This is a genomic window from Polynucleobacter sp. HIN5 (assembly GCF_030297555.1).
Lineage (GTDB): Bacteria > Pseudomonadota > Gammaproteobacteria > Burkholderiales > Burkholderiaceae > Polynucleobacter.
On sequence record NZ_AP028136.1, the window covers coordinates 1,476,362 to 1,492,800 of the forward strand.

The 16,439-nt window shown below is 47.9% G+C and carries 15 protein-coding genes, 1 other RNA gene, 1 pseudogene and 1 riboswitch; of the genes and pseudogenes, 6 read left to right on the forward strand and 11 right to left on the reverse strand.

Features of this window, described 5'->3' with window-relative positions; genetic code table 11:
• Position 1: 1 nt before the first annotated feature.
• From QUE61_RS07445 to QUE61_RS07470, 6 genes are all read right to left on the reverse strand, one after another.
• Complete coding sequence (locus QUE61_RS07445) at positions 2 to 937, reverse strand: methionyl-tRNA formyltransferase (RefSeq protein WP_286306608.1); 936 nt, start codon at positions 935 to 937, stop codon at positions 2 to 4.
• A complete protein-coding gene (gene frc / locus QUE61_RS07450; protein WP_286306609.1) occupies positions 937 to 2,184 on the reverse strand; it encodes a formyl-CoA transferase in 1,248 nt (415 codons plus the stop codon). Before frc (QUE61_RS07450) ends, QUE61_RS07445 begins: the two co-directional genes overlap by 1 nt.
• 102 nt (positions 2,185 to 2,286) lie before the next feature.
• The gene (locus QUE61_RS07455) at positions 2,287 to 2,718 is read right to left on the reverse strand and encodes a PAS domain-containing protein (RefSeq protein WP_286306610.1); all 432 of its coding nucleotides are present in this window, start codon (positions 2,716 to 2,718) and stop codon (positions 2,287 to 2,289) included.
• 63 nt (positions 2,719 to 2,781) lie between these two features.
• Positions 2,782 to 4,032, reverse strand: a complete 1,251-nt coding sequence (gene frc, locus QUE61_RS07460) for a formyl-CoA transferase (RefSeq protein WP_286306611.1) — start codon at positions 4,030 to 4,032, stop codon at positions 2,782 to 2,784.
• A 37-nt stretch (positions 4,033 to 4,069) separates the two neighbouring features.
• Complete coding sequence (gene oxc / locus QUE61_RS07465; RefSeq protein WP_286306612.1) at positions 4,070 to 5,806, reverse strand: oxalyl-CoA decarboxylase; 1,737 nt, start codon at positions 5,804 to 5,806, stop codon at positions 4,070 to 4,072.
• A gap of 184 nt (positions 5,807 to 5,990) precedes the next feature.
• Positions 5,991 to 6,608: a Crp/Fnr family transcriptional regulator gene (locus QUE61_RS07470; protein ID WP_108508908.1), complete on the reverse strand. Its 618-nt coding sequence runs from the start codon at positions 6,606 to 6,608 to the stop codon at positions 5,991 to 5,993.
• 75 nt (positions 6,609 to 6,683) lie between these two features.
• A riboswitch (cobalamin riboswitch) is annotated at positions 6,684 to 6,888 on the forward strand.
• Between the two features lie 246 nt (positions 6,889 to 7,134).
• Here QUE61_RS07470 and QUE61_RS07475 point away from each other — a divergent pair.
• The 6 genes and pseudogenes from QUE61_RS07475 to QUE61_RS07495 all read left to right on the forward strand — a co-directional run bounded on the left by QUE61_RS07475 (position 7,135) and on the right by QUE61_RS07495 (position 11,172).
• Positions 7,135 to 8,991 (forward strand): TonB-dependent receptor domain-containing protein, encoded by a 1,857-nt coding sequence (locus tag QUE61_RS07475; protein ID WP_286306613.1) that lies wholly within the window; start codon positions 7,135 to 7,137, stop codon positions 8,989 to 8,991.
• 52 nt (positions 8,992 to 9,043) lie between these two features.
• Positions 9,044 to 9,580, forward strand: coding sequence for a hypothetical protein (locus tag QUE61_RS07480; RefSeq protein WP_286306614.1), 537 nt, complete (start codon positions 9,044 to 9,046; stop codon positions 9,578 to 9,580).
• 19 nt (positions 9,581 to 9,599) lie between these two features.
• Positions 9,600 to 9,839, forward strand: a complete 240-nt coding sequence (locus QUE61_RS07485) for a hypothetical protein (protein ID WP_108508911.1) — start codon at positions 9,600 to 9,602, stop codon at positions 9,837 to 9,839.
• A 25-nt stretch (positions 9,840 to 9,864) separates the two neighbouring features.
• Positions 9,865 to 10,050 (forward strand): annotated as a pseudogene (zapA, locus tag QUE61_RS09545) (cell division protein ZapA); the annotation flags it as partial.
• Between the two features lie 84 nt (positions 10,051 to 10,134).
• A non-coding RNA gene (ssrS, locus tag QUE61_RS07490) (6S RNA) lies at positions 10,135 to 10,350 on the forward strand.
• Positions 10,351 to 10,353: 3 nt separating this feature from the next.
• Positions 10,354 to 11,172: a sulfite exporter TauE/SafE family protein gene (locus tag QUE61_RS07495; RefSeq protein WP_286306615.1), complete on the forward strand. Its 819-nt coding sequence runs from the start codon at positions 10,354 to 10,356 to the stop codon at positions 11,170 to 11,172.
• On the opposite strand, the gene QUE61_RS07500 is transcribed toward QUE61_RS07495, so the two are convergent.
• From QUE61_RS07500 to QUE61_RS07520, 5 genes are all read right to left on the reverse strand, one after another.
• A complete protein-coding gene (locus tag QUE61_RS07500; RefSeq protein ID WP_286306616.1) occupies positions 11,169 to 12,692 on the reverse strand; it encodes a malonate--CoA ligase in 1,524 nt (507 codons plus the stop codon). The genes QUE61_RS07495 and QUE61_RS07500 overlap by 4 nt on opposite strands.
• A gap of 27 nt (positions 12,693 to 12,719) precedes the next feature.
• Entirely contained in the window at positions 12,720 to 13,706 is a 987-nt protein-coding gene (locus tag QUE61_RS07505; RefSeq protein ID WP_286306617.1) for a Bug family tripartite tricarboxylate transporter substrate binding protein, read from the reverse strand.
• 115 nt (positions 13,707 to 13,821) lie between these two features.
• Positions 13,822 to 15,126 (reverse strand): malonyl-CoA decarboxylase, encoded by a 1,305-nt coding sequence (locus QUE61_RS07510; protein WP_286306618.1) that lies wholly within the window; start codon positions 15,124 to 15,126, stop codon positions 13,822 to 13,824.
• 56 nt (positions 15,127 to 15,182) lie between these two features.
• Positions 15,183 to 15,965: a prolipoprotein diacylglyceryl transferase gene (lgt, locus tag QUE61_RS07515; protein WP_286306619.1), complete on the reverse strand. Its 783-nt coding sequence runs from the start codon at positions 15,963 to 15,965 to the stop codon at positions 15,183 to 15,185.
• Positions 15,965 to 16,435, reverse strand: a complete 471-nt coding sequence (locus QUE61_RS07520) for a DNA polymerase III subunit chi (RefSeq protein WP_286306620.1) — start codon at positions 16,433 to 16,435, stop codon at positions 15,965 to 15,967. The genes lgt and QUE61_RS07520 overlap by 1 nt, the downstream gene beginning before the upstream one ends.
• Positions 16,436 to 16,439: the final 4 nt, after the last annotated feature.

Consider the following 16,439-nt stretch of genomic DNA (forward strand, 5'->3'; position numbering starts at 1 on the left):
TTTAAGCGTCAAAGAACTGGCCAACTTGAATACCAGCCGCACTGGCACACTCAGCACCAGAAACTTTAGAACCTTTTCCTGCTTTGGCTTTCAGAACCTCAATCTGCCCGCCATGGCAAGCGACCTTAAATGAGTCTGGGCTTATCTCAACCACTTCGCCAGGTTTCCCTTTAACCGATCCGAAGGTCGGGGTGACATGCTTACGCACGTCATAGATCTGAACCTTCTCACCGTTGAGCGCAGTCCATGCACCTGGGGCTGGGTTACATGCCCGAATCAAGTTATAGATTTGGCTCACATGATTGGACCAATGAATCCGAGCGGCGGCTTGATCAAACCACCCTTCGTAGTTCGCTTGCGACTCATCTTGCACCATTTCTTGATGCTTACCGACAGCTACGAGGTCAGCGGCCTCCAGTAATGCCTTGATCCCCAATGGGAAGAGGTGATTAAAGTACACCTGACCCAGGGTGTCATCTGGACCAATTGGTACTTCCTTTTGCAAAATGATTTCGCCTTCATCTAAACCATCGGAAGGCCTAAAGATGGTTAATCCAGTTTTGGTCTCACCCAATGCAATCGACCAACCGATGGCGCTAGGACCACGGTATCTTGGCAATAGCGATGGGTGATACTGAATCGTGCCAAAGCGTGGGATCTTCACTAAATCCTGCGGTACAAATTGCAATACATAGGCCATCACACAAATATCCGCTTTGCTGTCGCGCATCGCATTGGCAGCCTCGGGCCCTTTGAGACTTGGAAACTGGAGCATATTGAGGCCCCGAGCCAAAGCGGTTTCTTTTAGGATCTCGGCCTTGGTGGCCTTCGGATTATCGGGTGGACAGAACACTGCCACCACCTCATCTCCACGCTCCAGAAAAGCCTCTAGTGCGGCTTTACCAAAATCCTGACTGCCAATGAGTGCAACGCGCATTAGATGACTTTCTTATGTCGTAAATCAATTAGATCATCGATATTAAAGCCAAGTTCTTGCAAGATCTCATCGGTGTGCTCACCCAATAGTGGTGAACGGGTAACCTCGGTAGGGCTATCGGACAATTTGATCGGGTTACCAACGGTTAAATACTTGCCACGAATGGGGTGATCGACTTCCACCACCGTACCAGTGGCACGCAAGGCAGGTTCTTCAGCAATCTCTTTCATGGAGAGAATTGGGCCACAAGGCACATCGTACTGATTGAGCGTATTCATGACCTCAAACTTTGTCTTGGTCATGGTCCATTTCTCAATCTCTGCAAAGATGCTCATGAGACGCGGCAAACGAGCCATAGGAGATGCGTAATCGGTGTCAGTAAGCCAATCTTCACGTCCAATCACTTTACAAATCGCTTCCCACACTGCAGCCTGAACCACAATATAGATATAGGAATTAGGATCGGTTTCCCAACCCTTGCACTTTAGAATCCAGCCAGGCTGGCCACCGCCAGAAGCATTACCAGCACGGGGAACCGCATCACCAAACTTACCGTTAGGAAACTGTGGATACTCTTGCATCGTGCCATTACGATCCAAGCGCTGTTGGTCACGAAGTTTGACGCGGCAGAGATTGAGAACCGCGTCTTGCATGGCGGCATCGACCTTTTGCCCCTTTCCAGAGTGGGTACGATGATAAAGCGCGGTCACAATACCAAGCGCCAAATGCAAACCAGTGCCGCTATCACCAATCTGTGCACCCGTTACCATCGGGGGGCCATCATCAAAGCCTGTGGTTGATGCAGACCCGCCAGCGCATTGCGCAACGTTCTCATACACCTTGCAATCTTCGTAAGGCCCAGGTCCAAATCCCTTAATCGAGGCCATGATCATGCGGGGGTTGAGTTCTTGAATACGTTGCCAAGTAAATCCCATTCGATCGAGGGCGCCCGGTGCAAAGTTTTCAACCAGGACATCACACTGCTTAATCAGACGCTCCAGAATATCTTTACCTTCTGGTGTTTTGGTATTCACGGTAATGGAGCGCTTGTTGTGATTGAGCATCGTGAAATACAAGCTATCGGCATCGGGTATATCTTGGAGTTGATTACGTGTTGCATCGCCCTCGCCCGAGCGCTCCACCTTGATGACATCCGCTCCAAACCAAGCGAGTAGCTGGGTGCACGTCGGCCCAGATTGAACGTGCGTAAAGTCGAGGACCTTAATCCCCTCAAGTGCTTTAGCCATAAAAAAGTCCTAAAAAGTATGAAAATATGATGAAAGCCATTTTACCAGTGCTGGTATTGGCTAAAAATGATGATCCAGACCCAATCCGAGGCAGCCGTTGGATCAAGCCTCTGGCTTGGATTCCAGCTCGAGCAGGCGCTTTTTAAGCTCTTTTTCTTCCAAGAATCGAGCGGTTTCATCTCGAATTACCGCAACGACACCGCTCACTTGACGGTCTTCATCATGGAGCATGGCAACCGTAAATGCGATCGACAAGGTATGGCCATCTTTGTGAATAGCCGGTACTCGCAGGGTCTGCTTCCCGTATTTCGTAGTGCCCGTTTCCATGGAATGGTGATAACCATCCCAATGACGCGCTCTGAATCGCTCAGGGGTAATGATGTCAAGGTTTCGTCCTAATACCTCTGCGGCGGTATATCCAAACATCTCTTCGGCAGCGCGATTCCATAACGTGATTTTGCCTGCCACATCGGACACCACAACAGCATCACCAATCACCTGAATCAGCTGATCAAGGTCAACTTCATACTTCATGTTTCTGCCTCCTCTGAAAAACAAATGGCGCCCGCAGGCGCCATTGCTTAACAGCTAATCCGATTAAACCGCTTTTGCCGCATGCAACTGAGCAATTTGGTCTTTGCTGTAGCCAAGATCCGATAGAACTTCATCGGTGTGCTCACCCAATACTGGGGATGGCTTCACTTCAATCTCCAGATCGGAGAACTTAATGGGGCTACCAATCGTGAGGTACTTGCCGCGGACTTTATGATCCACTTCCACGATGGAACCGCTGGCACGCAAATCAGGTGACTCGGCAATCTCTTTCATCGAGAGTACGGGTGCACATGGAATATCAAACTTGCGCAAGATATCAACGGCTTCGTACTTGGTCTTGTCTTTGAGCCAATCTTCGATGGTTGCGAAGATGTCAAAAATCTTGTCTTGACGTGCTTGCGCAGTCATATAGGCTGGATCAGTTGCCCACTCTGGTTTGCCAAGAGCCTTGGTAATTGGCTCCCAAGCGTGACCTTGAATCGTGAAATAGATGTAGGCATTTGGATCGGTTTCCCAACCTTTGCACTTTAAGACCCAGCCAGGCTGACCACCACCACCGGCGTTACCGCCACGGGGTACGACATCACTAAACTTGCCATGGGGATACTGTGGATACTCTTCGAGGTAGCCAACACGATCCAAACGCTGTTGATCACGCAACTTCACACGGCAGAGGTTCAATACAGCATCTTGCATCGAGCAAGCCACTTTCTGGCCTTTGCCAGTCTTTTGACGGTGCATCAGGGCGGTCAAGATACCAATTGCCAAGTGCATACCGGTATTGCTGTCGCCCAATGCAGCCGCAGATACGGTGGGAGGACCATCCCAGAAACCGGTGGTCGATGCTGCACCGCCAGCGCACTGAGCAACGTTCTCATACACTTTTAGATCCTCGTACGAGTGACCGTCTGAGAAACCTTTTACGGAAGCCAAGATCATCTTGGGATTCAATTCCATAATGCGATCCCATGAGAATCCCATGCGATCTAAGGCGCCTGGGCCAAAGTTCTCAACCATCACATCAGAAACCTTGATCAACTTCTCGAGCACTTCTTTGCCCTCAGGAGTTTTGGTATCCAAGGTTAAAGAACGCTTATTGCCATTGAGCATCGTGAAATACAAGGCATCGGCATCCGGAATGTCACGCAACTGACTACGGGTCACGTCGCCTGAACCAGGACGCTCTACTTTAATCACGTCGGCACCATAAAAGCCGAGCAATTGGGTGCAAGCAGGACCTGCTTGTACGTGGGTGAAATCGATAATCCGAATTCCGTCTAGTGGTTTACTCATCTTGAATCTCCTTTGGACTCTTTATATCAATTAATGATTACTTCTTGGTTGCAGTAGAAGCTGGGTTGAGATTGGTTAAACGACCACTCTCAGTTCCGGCAGTTTCGTCAATCACGGCATTAATAACAGTAGGCTTACCAGAGGCGAGTGACTTGTTCAATGCATCAGTCAACTCCTCGGGAGTAGTAACGTTGTATCCAACGCCACCAAACGCCTCCATCATCTTGTCGTAACGGGCATTCTTCACAAACACAGTTGGAGCAACATCGGCACCACCCGTGGGGTTCACATCGGTACCACGGTAAACACCGTTGTTATTAAATACCACGGTAATGATTGGCAAGTTATAACGGCAGATGGTTTCGAGCTCCATGCCACTAAAGCCAAACGCGCTATCGCCCTCGATCGCAATCACCGGCTGCTTGCTAACAACCGCTGCGCCGATGGCGTAGCCCATACCAATGCCCATGATGCCCCAAGTTCCGGAATCAAAACGCTTACGTGGCTTGTACATATTGACGATGCTGCGAGCATAGTCAAGGGTATTGGCGCCTTCGTTCACGATATTGACATCAGGATTAGCCTTCACCACCTCACGAATGGCACGCAATGCACTGTGAAAGTTCATTGGGGAAGGATTCTTGGAGAGCGTCTCCTCCATCTTGGCAATGTTCTTATCTTTTTTCTCATTGATCGCATTCATCCACTCAGCACTGGGCTTGGGAACGCTGCCAATTTGCTTCAAGATCTCGGTCACACAGGAGCCAACATCACCAATGACAGGGGCTGCAATTGGAACGTTGCTATCAATTTCAGTTGCTGCAATATCAATCTGAATAAATTTCTTCAAATGATTGCCCCAGGTTTTACCTTTACCGTGAGCCAATAACCAATTTAAGCGGGCGCCAACCAACATCACGGCATCGGCTTCTGCCAATACAAATGAACGCGCTGCGGATGCGCACTGTGGATGGGTATCGGGTAATAAACCTTTTGCCATCGACATTGGCAAATAAGGAATGCCTGATTTCTCAACCAAATCTTTGATCTCTTGATCAGCTTGTGCATAAGCAGCGCCTTTACCCAACAGAATCAAAGGCCGCTTGGCGTTTTTCAAAACATCGATCGCACGCTTGATGGCGTCTGGAGCAGGAATTTGCTTTGGTGCTGCGTCGATCACACGGAATAACGATTCTTTTCCTTTTTGAGCTGGAATACTTTGCCCTAGCAACTGTGCAGGTAGGTCAAGGTACACGCCGCCTGGACGCCCCGATACCGCAGCACGAATCGCACGCGCGACACCAATGGCAATGTCTTCTGCCTTATTAATCCGGTAGGAGGCTTTGGCATAGGGCTTAGCAGCATTTAACTGATCCATCTCTTCATAGTCACCCTGCTGCAAGTCCACAATCTCACGCTCGCTTGATCCAGAAATCAAGATCATGGGAAAGCAGTTGGTGGTTGCATTTGCTAGAGCAGTCAAACCATTTAAGAATCCAGGCGCTGATACGGTTAAGCAAATACCAGGTTTTTGGGTCATGTAACCGGCAATCGCTGCAGCATTCCCTGCATGCTGTTCGTGGCGAAATCCAATAAAGCGCATACCTTCAGCTTGAGCCAAGCGCGCTAAATCGGTAATTGGAATACCAACTAGTCCAAAAATGGTGTCGATATCGTTAGCCTTAAGGGCATCGATCACCAAATGGAAACCGTCGGTTAATGGGGTCTCTTCTGCAGCGACATTGGCAGAATGCTCTTTCGTAGCTGTCAACATAACGTTGTCTCTCTCCGTGGGATTGATTGAATTCAACATCGCCTCCATAAAAGGGTTTCAGTTGAACTGAGACAAATCTTAGGACTCATGGATAGGTTCAGCATTGACTTTCGTCAATTTCCCCTAAAATCCAATAAAAACCTAGGGTTAGAGCCTACTCAATCCGTGAAATAACCCTTTTATTTTATATAAATAGCTCTTTGTGTTTGCTCTTTAGACGACTTAGAGTTTCGGGCGAAAGATTCAGATAGGCGGCCAATTCTTTCTTGGGCAAGACATCGAACAAGTTTTCATACTTCCGCAAAAATCGTTCGACCCGACCCGGGGCATCGAGCATATGCAAGGTGATCGTGTGGGCCATGATTTCACTCATGAGACGCATCACCTCAAACTCAAAACTCTCTTTCAACTTTGGATGATTCTCTAAAAACTCAGCCCATTTTTTAAGAGGCATGCGTGCCACCCTCGCCTTGGTAACTGAAGCAATGCTGTATGGGGCTGCGCGCTGCAGGCGCCAAGCGGCATAACTAGTTTCAATATCTTTCTCAATGGCAAATCGCAAGATCATTTCTTTTGCATCGGCACTAGAAACAATACGCTTTAAGATGCCATCAAGGACAAAGTACTGCTCCATTTGATAGTTACCTTGGCGCAATAAGATCTCGGATTTCTTAAGATCCGAGATCTCTAAGGAGCTCTCTAATTCAGCCATGCTGCCCGGATCTAGATTGCGCAAAACAATATTTTGGCTAAGCTGTAAGCGAATTAGATTTTTCTCTGGGTGTCTGTCTAGTATGGTCATTGAAATATTTACTCGAACCACTCATTGTAAGCCTTCCGATATCAGATATTCGGGTTATTCCTAGTCACAAATAGGGTAATATTAGGTTGTCGTGGTGCCCATATGTATGACATCTGGGTTAAACGGGAAACACTACCCAAACGTGTGCTGCCCCCGCAACGGTAAGTGAATGCGCTAGTTGTTTAGCGCTATGGTTTGATAAGCCACTGTGTATCAATGCATGGGAAGGCCAAATCTAAAGTTCACCAGCCCGGATACCGGCCAAGACAGGTGGAATTTCGTGAACGGGGACCTTCGCGCGCCAATAAAGGGTCCTTGTTCGCCCTCATTGACGCTCATCCCTATTCCGCATTCTGTATCGCCCGCTAACGGGGAGGTTGGCAGGCATTACAACTTGGGATTTGTCATGCAGCCTTGCCGTAACCCTTGGAGGGTCAACAATCGTTGGCGCCTATCCATCCTTACCCTAGCATCAACCATCGTTTTTAGTAACCAAACTGTCTTCGCTCAAAGTGGCAATGTCTCAGTGAGCACAGCCAATAATGCAATGGATCCGGTGATTGTCACTGCAACTCGCACCCCCACGCGAGCCAACGATGTGCTAGCTGACTACGTCTACATCGGCCCAGAAGAAATCGCTGATGCCGGACAAACCAGTCTGGTGGAGCTATTACAGCGGCAAAGGGGGGTGGAGATTTCTACTATTGGTGGCCCCGGATCAGCAGCAAGCGTATTTTTGCGAGGATCAAACTCGAATCAAGCGCTCTTATTAGTTGATGGAGTTCGCAGTCAAGCCGCGGGAACAGGTGGATTTTCGTTACAAGCAATTCCTCTAGGCATCATTGATCGAATTGAAATCATTTTTGGACCGCAGAGTAGCCTGTACGGCTCTGACGCTATTGGTGGCGTAATACAAATATTCACTAAAAAGGGAACGGGGCCGTTTCAGGCGAATGCCTCAACAGGGTATGGCAGTTATGGCACGAGTATTACGGATGCCAGCCTTTATGGTTCCTTTGGAGATACCAGGACAACAAGTTATGCCCTTAGTGGATCCCAAGAAATTTCTACTGGATTTACGTCCGTTGCAGCAAATAACGTTTGCAATCCCAATACTCAGTCACGAGCGACATTAAATGGAAATTTTTGTGGCAATGGTTTGAATATGAATCGAACCGGCTATACAAAGAGTGGGGGCGCCGGTCGTATTGCTCAGGAATGGGATCGTGGCCAAGAATTTGGATTTCAGTTTTTAGCGTCGCGACTCGACAATCAATACCCTGTCTCTAGTTTTTATGGAGGTGGGATTGGGAGCCAAATTAGTAATTTGGGGATCTTTTCTTTGTTTTCGAATAATCAAATCAACAAAGACTGGAAAAGCATGCTTCAAGTCTCCCAATCCAATGATTACTCACAGAATCTCTACAGTACCGGAAATCCTGTTTATAAAACAAAACAGATGATTTATTCCTGGCAAAACGATATCAAAATTGGCAGCGATTTATTGCAACTCGTTGCTGAGCGAAAAACTTTAAACGGGTATTCGAATGATGGTGGAATTGTCAGTCAAAACCAAAATACTAATACGGTGGCAGGCTCTTATCAACTCAAGCGCGGATCTCACTTAGCAAACCTAGCGCTTCGCAATGACAGCATTACTGGCTATGGACCACAAACAACCGGTAGCGCATCGTATGGTTACTTTTTCTCCAAACAAATTCGGGGCAATATTAATTACGGCACCGGCTTTAAGGCGCCTTCATTTAATGATTTGTATTTTCCAGATTACGGTAATACAAATTTGCAAGCGGAAAAGAGTAAAAATACCGAGATTGGTCTGCACTATGAATCCAGCAAATTAGATCTTCATTTAGTTGGCTTTAATAGCACTATCACCAACCTCATTCAGTACACCACTACCGCTCCCCCATGCACGATTGCACAACTCAATGGTCCAAACTATGGTTGCGCTGGAAACGCTGGTGTTGCAAAAATCTCTGGTGTGTCGGTTGGCGGCATTGCAAAGTTATCAAGTCTTCGTTTAAAGGCATCTTATGATCAACAAAACCCAATTGATCAGACTACGGGATTTCTGCTAGCAAAACGTGCTCGTCAATTTGGAAACCTTGGTGCAGAGTACCGCTATCGGAAAGTGAATATGGGTGCCGAGGGAACTTTCCAAGGTGGTCGCTATAACTCCGGTAACTCGGGTTATATGGGCGGCTATGCCATCTTCAACCTGTATGGCAATTACGAGTTTGCGAAGGACTGGTCGGTCTTTGGTCGTTGGAACAATATCTTCAATAAGGATTACCAGTTGTCCTATGGATTTAATACCCCTGGTTCGAACCTTTTCATCGGGGTTCGGTACGCTATGAAATAAGGGATTTGTGCTAATTTAGGTCTAAAATAGGCTCATTATTCAAGGAGGAAACATGTTTAATCTTTCGACCAAACAGACCGTAGGGATTGCAGTCGTTTTTTCCTTGATTTTGTGGGCTACGCGAGGGCAGCATATGGCCTCCATGATGAGCCTGCCAGATGCCACTTGGGCTATTGCCTTCATGCTTGGTTTTTTATTAAGCCCCATTCTTTTTCTGATCGTTTTAGCTCAGGCTTTTGCGATCGACTACTTGGCGATGGGTAATTACCTCTTTAATGCTGCCTACGCAGCTTTAATTCCTGCGTATTTAGCACTTTGGCTAGCTGGTCGGTGGTTACGGCAACACTACGAACAACAAGGCTTCAAAATTGGTCAGTTTGTTGTAGCTCTAATTGGTGGTGTTGCCATTTGCGAGCTAATCTCGAGTGGGGCCTTTTATCTGCAAAAGAGCAATGCATCGCTTGCGGGATTTGCTGAACTGTTTGGAACCTATTTCCTTGGTAATTTATTCTTCACCCTCTGCTACGTTGCGATTGCCTCGCTGGCGTTCTATCTGGTGACTGGAACCTCTAAGAAGAAATTGGCCTAGTTCTGATACGATCTTGTCTATGTCACAAGATTCCATCGAGCAAACGCTCCGACGCCTTTCTGAGAAGTTAAAAATGGTGAATGCCTCCGTTGAGGCATTACGAAACGACCGCGTTGCCCTTGAGTCAAAAATTGAGGATGCCCAAAAGCGCATTGAGCACATCCTAAAGCGCCTGCCAGAGCAAAGCGATTCTCGTCAAATGAACCTGCTGGGTGATAACGCAATCATTGATAAAGACCATGACCCAACAACGCATTGAAGTAAGTCTTGCTGGCCACAAAATCATGCTTGCTACGTCAAGCGATCATGAGCCATTGCTGCGTGAGGCTTGCTCCTTAGTGGATGAACAAATTAAGTTGGCACTCGCCAGTGGTAATAAGAGTATTGAACGGGCAGCCATGATGGCAGCTATTAAATTAGCGGGTGACCTGATTCAGGCTCAGCAATCTTTGGCACAAGCAGCCAATGCCCCCAAGGTTGATCCCGAACAACTGACTTTGATTGAACAGGAAGTCAATGCACTTGAACAGCAAGTCGATTCCCTGATCAAAACACTTTCCCTGCCTGGTGCGCCAAGGCCAATAGTTCCTTGAACCGATGCGTAAGCATACGGAACGGGTATTGCAGTATGGGCGCGAGCGTCTGGTCGATTTACAGTGTGGGCTTGTCCGATACTCCCTGAGTCATTTGATGCACCCGAAGTATTGCTACCGTGCCACCTTGAACTTTAGGGTTCAGGATGACGGTCTAGCGACCAAGGCGGGGATCCTTTTATGTTTCTGACTGATATCGCAATCCTGCTAGTTTGCGGAGCCTGTGCAGGGTTCCTAGCAGGCCTGCTAGGAATCGGCGGGGGGATGATTTTGGTTCCCTTCATGATCATTGTCTTTAATCACCAGGGCTTTAGCCAAGACATCATTGTTCATATGGCCATTGCGACTGGGATGACCACCATTTTGTTTACCTCACTCTCAGCCATTCGGGCGCATCATCGCCATGGTTCAATTGACTGGAAGTTGGTCGCAGGGTTCACCCCAGGAATTATTGTTGGGAGTTTTTTGGGGGGTAGTGAACTGTTTGAAGCATTCAATACTGGCTGGCTTTCCCTCTTCTTTGCAGTCTTTATTGTGTACACCTCGATTCAGATGTTCATTAACAAAAAGCCCAAGCCCGAACGCGAACTGCCTGGTAAGGTTGGCCTGTTTTCCTATGGCGCCTTCTCTGGAGGACTATCGAGCTTACTGGGTGCTGGTGGCGCCTTTGTCACCGTACCGTTCATGATTTGGTGCAACGTGAGCCCTCATGTTGCAATGGCAACCTCCTCGGGGCTGGGATTTCCGATTGCACTTGCCTCAACCCTGGGGTATGTCTTTGGTAGCTTTGATCGACCTGACTTACCAGTAGGCTCCTTTGGTTTTATCTATCTACCAGCCGTGGCCTGCATCGTAGCAACCAGTATTTTTACCGCCCCACTAGGTGCAAAATTAGCTCGCAAACTCAATGTCGTTCAGCTCAAGCGAGTCTTTGGGGTAATGCTGATGTTCTTGGCGCTCTTTATGTTCAATGAGGCCCATAAAGCGCTTAGCGCTTAATGACTGTACTGCTGGCGCAACACGTTCTTCTGTACCTTACCCATTGCATTCCGAGGCAAGTCCTCAACAATTTCAATTCGCTTGGGAACTTTGAAGTTTGCAATCTTTGATTTGAGTGCATCGATCATCGATTGATTGTTAAGTTTGGCTCCGGGCTTTGGAACCACAACTGCCATGACTGCCTCACCAAAGTCTTTGTGCGGAATCCCAATCACTGCACTTTCTTCAACCCCATCCATGTCATCAATAAAACTCTCGATCTCTTTTGGATACACGTTGTAGCCGCCAGAGATAATCAAATCCTTATTACGACCTACGATGCAAAGATAGTGGTTAGGCACCTTGCCAGCACTGGTTTCACCACCCCAGCGGCCTACATCACCGGTTTTAAACCAACCGTCTTTAGTGAACTCCTCAGCGGTCTTCTCGGGCATGCGCCAGTAGCCCTTAAATATATTTGGGCCGCGCACTTCAATGGCGCCGATCTCATTGACACCACAAAGCGAACCAGATTCATTCACGACCCGGACCTCAACGCCTGGTAAGGGCACCCCAACGGATCCCCCGACTCTGGCACCTTTGTACGGATTGGAGACCAACATGACAGTCTCACTCATGCCATAGCGCTCAAGAATGGTATGTCCTGATACCTTCTGGAAATTATTAAAGGTCTCGGTTAACAAAGGTGCGGAGCCTGAAACAAAGAGACGCATGTTTTTACAAACGCTCTGGTTAAAGTTAGGGTCGAGCAATAAGCGCACATAGAATGTCGGCACGCCCATCATGACCGTTGAGCGCGGCAGGTGCTTGATGAGTTGCGCAGTATCTAAACGAGGCAGCCAAATCATTTTGCTGCCATTTAATAATGCACCATGGGCAGCAACAAATAAACCGTGCACATGGAAAATGGGCAGGGCATGTAAAAGGATGTCACCTTTTTTCCAGCCCCAGAACTCTTTTAACACTTGGGCATTGCTACCAAGATTACCGTGCGTGAGCATGGCGCCCTTGCTACGCCCTGTTGTGCCCGAGGTGTACAAAATAGCGGCTAGATCGTCTTCGGTCTTTGTAACGGTCTTAAATTGATCGGAATATTGAGCGGCGCGATCCAAAAGAGAACCGGTCCGATTCTCATCGAGAGTAAATACATTTTGGGTACCACTCTTGAATGCAATTTTCGAGATCCAGGAGAAGTTCTTGGAACTACAAACAACAACTGCTGGTTCTGCATTCTCAAGAAAATATTGAATCTCAGATTCTTGATACGCCGTGTTCAGGGGCAAATAAACATACCCAGCACGCAAGGTAGCAAGGTATAGAAAAAGTGCTTCTGGGGATTTTTCAACTTGGACAGCAACCCGTGAGCCTTGAGGTAGGTTCAAGCTCTTGAGAAGATTTGCCATCATAGCCGTGGCGCGATCAAGATCGCGCCACGAGTAGTACAGTCCTTCATGGGTTTCTAGTGCACAGTCTTCGCGATTTTTAGGAAAGCCAGACTCTAATAATGCGTATAAGTTCACTCAAAACCCTTAACTACAAGTACAAAATTAATCGAGCTTAGCGCCTGATTTCTTAACAACCTCAGCCCAACGGGTTACGTCGGAAGCAACTTGCTTACCAAATGCCTCGCCGTAAAGATTTGGGTTATCCGCACCGTTTTGAGCCCAAATCGCTTTCAACTTTGGTGAATTCAGGGCCTTTTGAACTTCAGCAGTCATCTTGTCAACGATTGGTTTTGGTGTTCCAGCAGGAGCAAACATGCCGTACCAAGTCGATACACGATAGTCAGGCAAGCCAGCCTCTACAAACGTTGGTACGTTTGGAATCGCTGGATTGCGTTTATCGGAAGCAACGGCGATCGCAAACAACTTACCCGCATTAATTTGCGGAGCGGATGTTCCCAAACCGTCGAATTCCAAATCAACCTGACCGGCAAGGAGATCGCTCATGGCTGGACCTGCGCCACGGTAAGGAATATGAACAATGAAGGTGCCTGACTGTATCTTAAATAGCTCGCCAGCAAGGTGATGCACGGTACCGCTGCCTGCGCTAGCAAAGTTATATTTACCAGGGTTCTTCTTCATGAGCGCAATGAAGTCTTTTAAGTTACGAGCACTCACACGATTAGGGTTGACCACCAATACCTGTGGAACACTCGCTAGCAGTGCAACAGGAATGAAACTCTTTTGAATGTCATAGTCCAAGTTTTTGTACATGGAAGGAGCAATCGTATGATGCGATGCGCCGATGAACCAGGTATAGCCATCTGGTGCAGCTTTCGCTGCCACCGATGCACCGACCGTACCGCCTGCACCACCGCGGTTATCAATAATGAATTGTTTGCCCAATTGCTCGGTTAACTGAGCGGCCAAGGGACGGGCAAATGCGTCCGTTCCACCACCGGCTGGGAATGGGTTCAAAAATGTGACGGTTTTTGCTGGCCACTCTTGTGCATGAGCGGTGCTTGATAAGCCCACCACTGCTAATAAGCTGAGCACGAGGCTCGCTATTTTTTTCTTCTGAATTAATACCATTATTGGTCTCCTCTTCAATTCTTATAAAGGGCAAAACGATTGCGAACATCATTCTAAATCGAACTTCTAAATCTCGGGCAAAACCCCTAAAAGTCTTATATAGGACTTGCGGGACTCAAGCACTCATGAGCTTGCCAACGGAGCGAGAATGAATAATTTCTCCATTGACAAAGCGCTCATGATTTTCTTCAACGCTCGACAGATCATACAGATAATTGACCATTAAACCTGCAGATTGGCGTAAACCGTTCTTGGACAAATCCCCCGCCCAGTTAATTTGATGTAGCTTGGCGCCATTACCCAAATGGAATTTAGCTACCGGGTTGCCATCCCGGCTTGGGGTGACCACTGTCAGATAAATTGCAGCTAAGGCCATCATGGCGGCCTTTTCTTTCTCGCTGCAGTGATCCGGATGCCAGGCCTTGCCGAGCTTATCCATCCAATTGCTTCCATTTAGTTTCAAAAGTTCTAGTGCATCATCGCGGGCCTTCCGAATTGCTGGCTTCATTTTTTCAGGGCTTGGCAGGTCACCTAAATGCGCTCCGTCGGTAATCCACTCCATGAGACCCGGAATCGGGGACAGGGTCACAAAGGTTTTTAATCCCGGGAACTCTGCATGCAGTTGCTCAGCAACCCGCTTAATTAAAAAGTTGCCCATTGATACACCGCGGAGTCCAGACTCACAGTTGCTAATCGAGTAGAACGCGGCCACCTTGAATTGGTTGGTTTGTTCCACAGGGATCGATTTCTTATCCACCAAGGGCATGATGGCAATTGGTATCTCGGGAAGCAGAGCAACTTCCACAAAGATCAAGGGCTCATCAGGCAGCTGGGGGTGGAAAAAAGCAAAACAACGTCGATCGGGCTGCAAACGCCGGCGCAGATCATCCCAGCCATCAATGGCGTGGACGGCCTCATGGGCAATAATCTTCTCCAAAATCTCTGCCGGTGACTTCCAGTCAACACGGTGCATCTTCAAAAACCCAGGATTAAACCAAGACGACAAGAGATGCCGCATGTCGTAGTCTAGGCTCATTAACTCCGGTTTCTTATTCAACAGGGTCAAAAGATCGCGACGCATTTCAACCACTGCAGCGGTGCCTCCAGGAGCTCGATTGAGACGTCTTAACAGCTCTTGGCGTGGGGATTCAGAAATCTTCTGCAGGCGAATGTAATTTCTTGCATTTGGGTCTGCTGCAAAACTTTGAGCAGCCTTCGTCAGTTGCTCTGCATCAATATTGAATTGTTCAACCAGCATCATAAAAAATTTAGAACGATGATCGGCATTGAGCTTGCGGTAACTTGAAATCACATCCAAGGCCATGCTCACAGCATTTGATTCACCCCGCTCAGAGACAAGCTGACGAACCGCACTGGTCGCTCGGGATAAATAACGGGTTTGGGCAATTTTCTCTAGCATGCTGACAGCATAACCAGATTTTGTAACGAGGGCTTAAATCATTCAGCCAAAAGGGTTTATTGACGTGGCGTTCGCAGCATTAAGTAAATTCCTAAACCAATCATGGGTATCGACAGCCACTGACCCATGGATAGTCCCAAGCCGAGTAATCCTAAAAACGCATCGGGCTCTCGAGCAAACTCTGCCAGAAAACGAAGTGCTCCGTATCCAAGCAAAAAGAGGCCTGATACTTGGCCCATTCGTTTTGGCCGACTTGCATAGAGCCACAATACCAAGGCTAGGAAAAGACCTTCACCAGCAAACTGATACAACTGTGAAGGATGGCGAGCCACTTGGTCTGCCATCGGAAACACCATCGCCCATGGCCAATCGCTGGGACGCCCCCACAGTTCTCCATTAATGAAGTTTCCGAGGCGTCCAAAAGCAAGGCCCAGTGGCACGAGTGGCGCCACAAAATCCGTAATTACAAAATAAGAAAGCTGGCGACGCTTTGCAAACCATGCCAGAGCAATCAAGACTCCTAATAAACCACCGTGAAAGGACATTCCCCCTTCCCATAGCTTAAAAATAGCGATTGGATTTTGTAGATAAAAACTGGGCATATAAAAGAACACATACCCCAAGCGCCCCCCAACAATCACGCCCACTACACCCCAAAACAGAATGTCCTCAACATCTTTAAAAGTCCAACGCATCGATTGATATGGTTCTTGGCGAACGCGCAGTCGTCCCAGTAATAAAAATTGGGCAAATGCAAATAGATACATGAGGCCATACCAATGGATCGCCAACGGGCCTATTTGCAGGGCAACCGGATCAATTTGGGGATGCACCAACATTAGGCCGCCGCCTTACTTTGATCAAAATGGTGAAGCTCATGGCCTAAGGCGCGATAACCCTTAAAGCGCTCGCGCCCTGCCTTGAGTTCATTCTCTTGCGTGGTAACCACTTCGATCCATCGAGGAAAGCGTTCTAGCAAGGTATCAAGATCTTGCGGGGCTTCGGGGTGCAAATAAATTAAGACATCCTGATGAGCCAATACCTGGTTCTCAAGTTCGGATAAGCGATGGACTAACAAGATCGGAGTTTCGTGAGCACCCTCTTGATGCAACCAGGCATGTGGCAAAAAATCGGTTTTACTAAAGGTCCACAATAAGTCATCGAGCCCCTTGAGATCTTGCTCGCTCCCTGTAATTACGATCGTGCGTGGCAACCCCTGGGGATGAGAGCTGGCCAGAATCTTGCGACTTAAACGACAGCAATACTGTAATTTGTCCGAGACATGACTATGAAAATCAATTCTGGCCATTCGC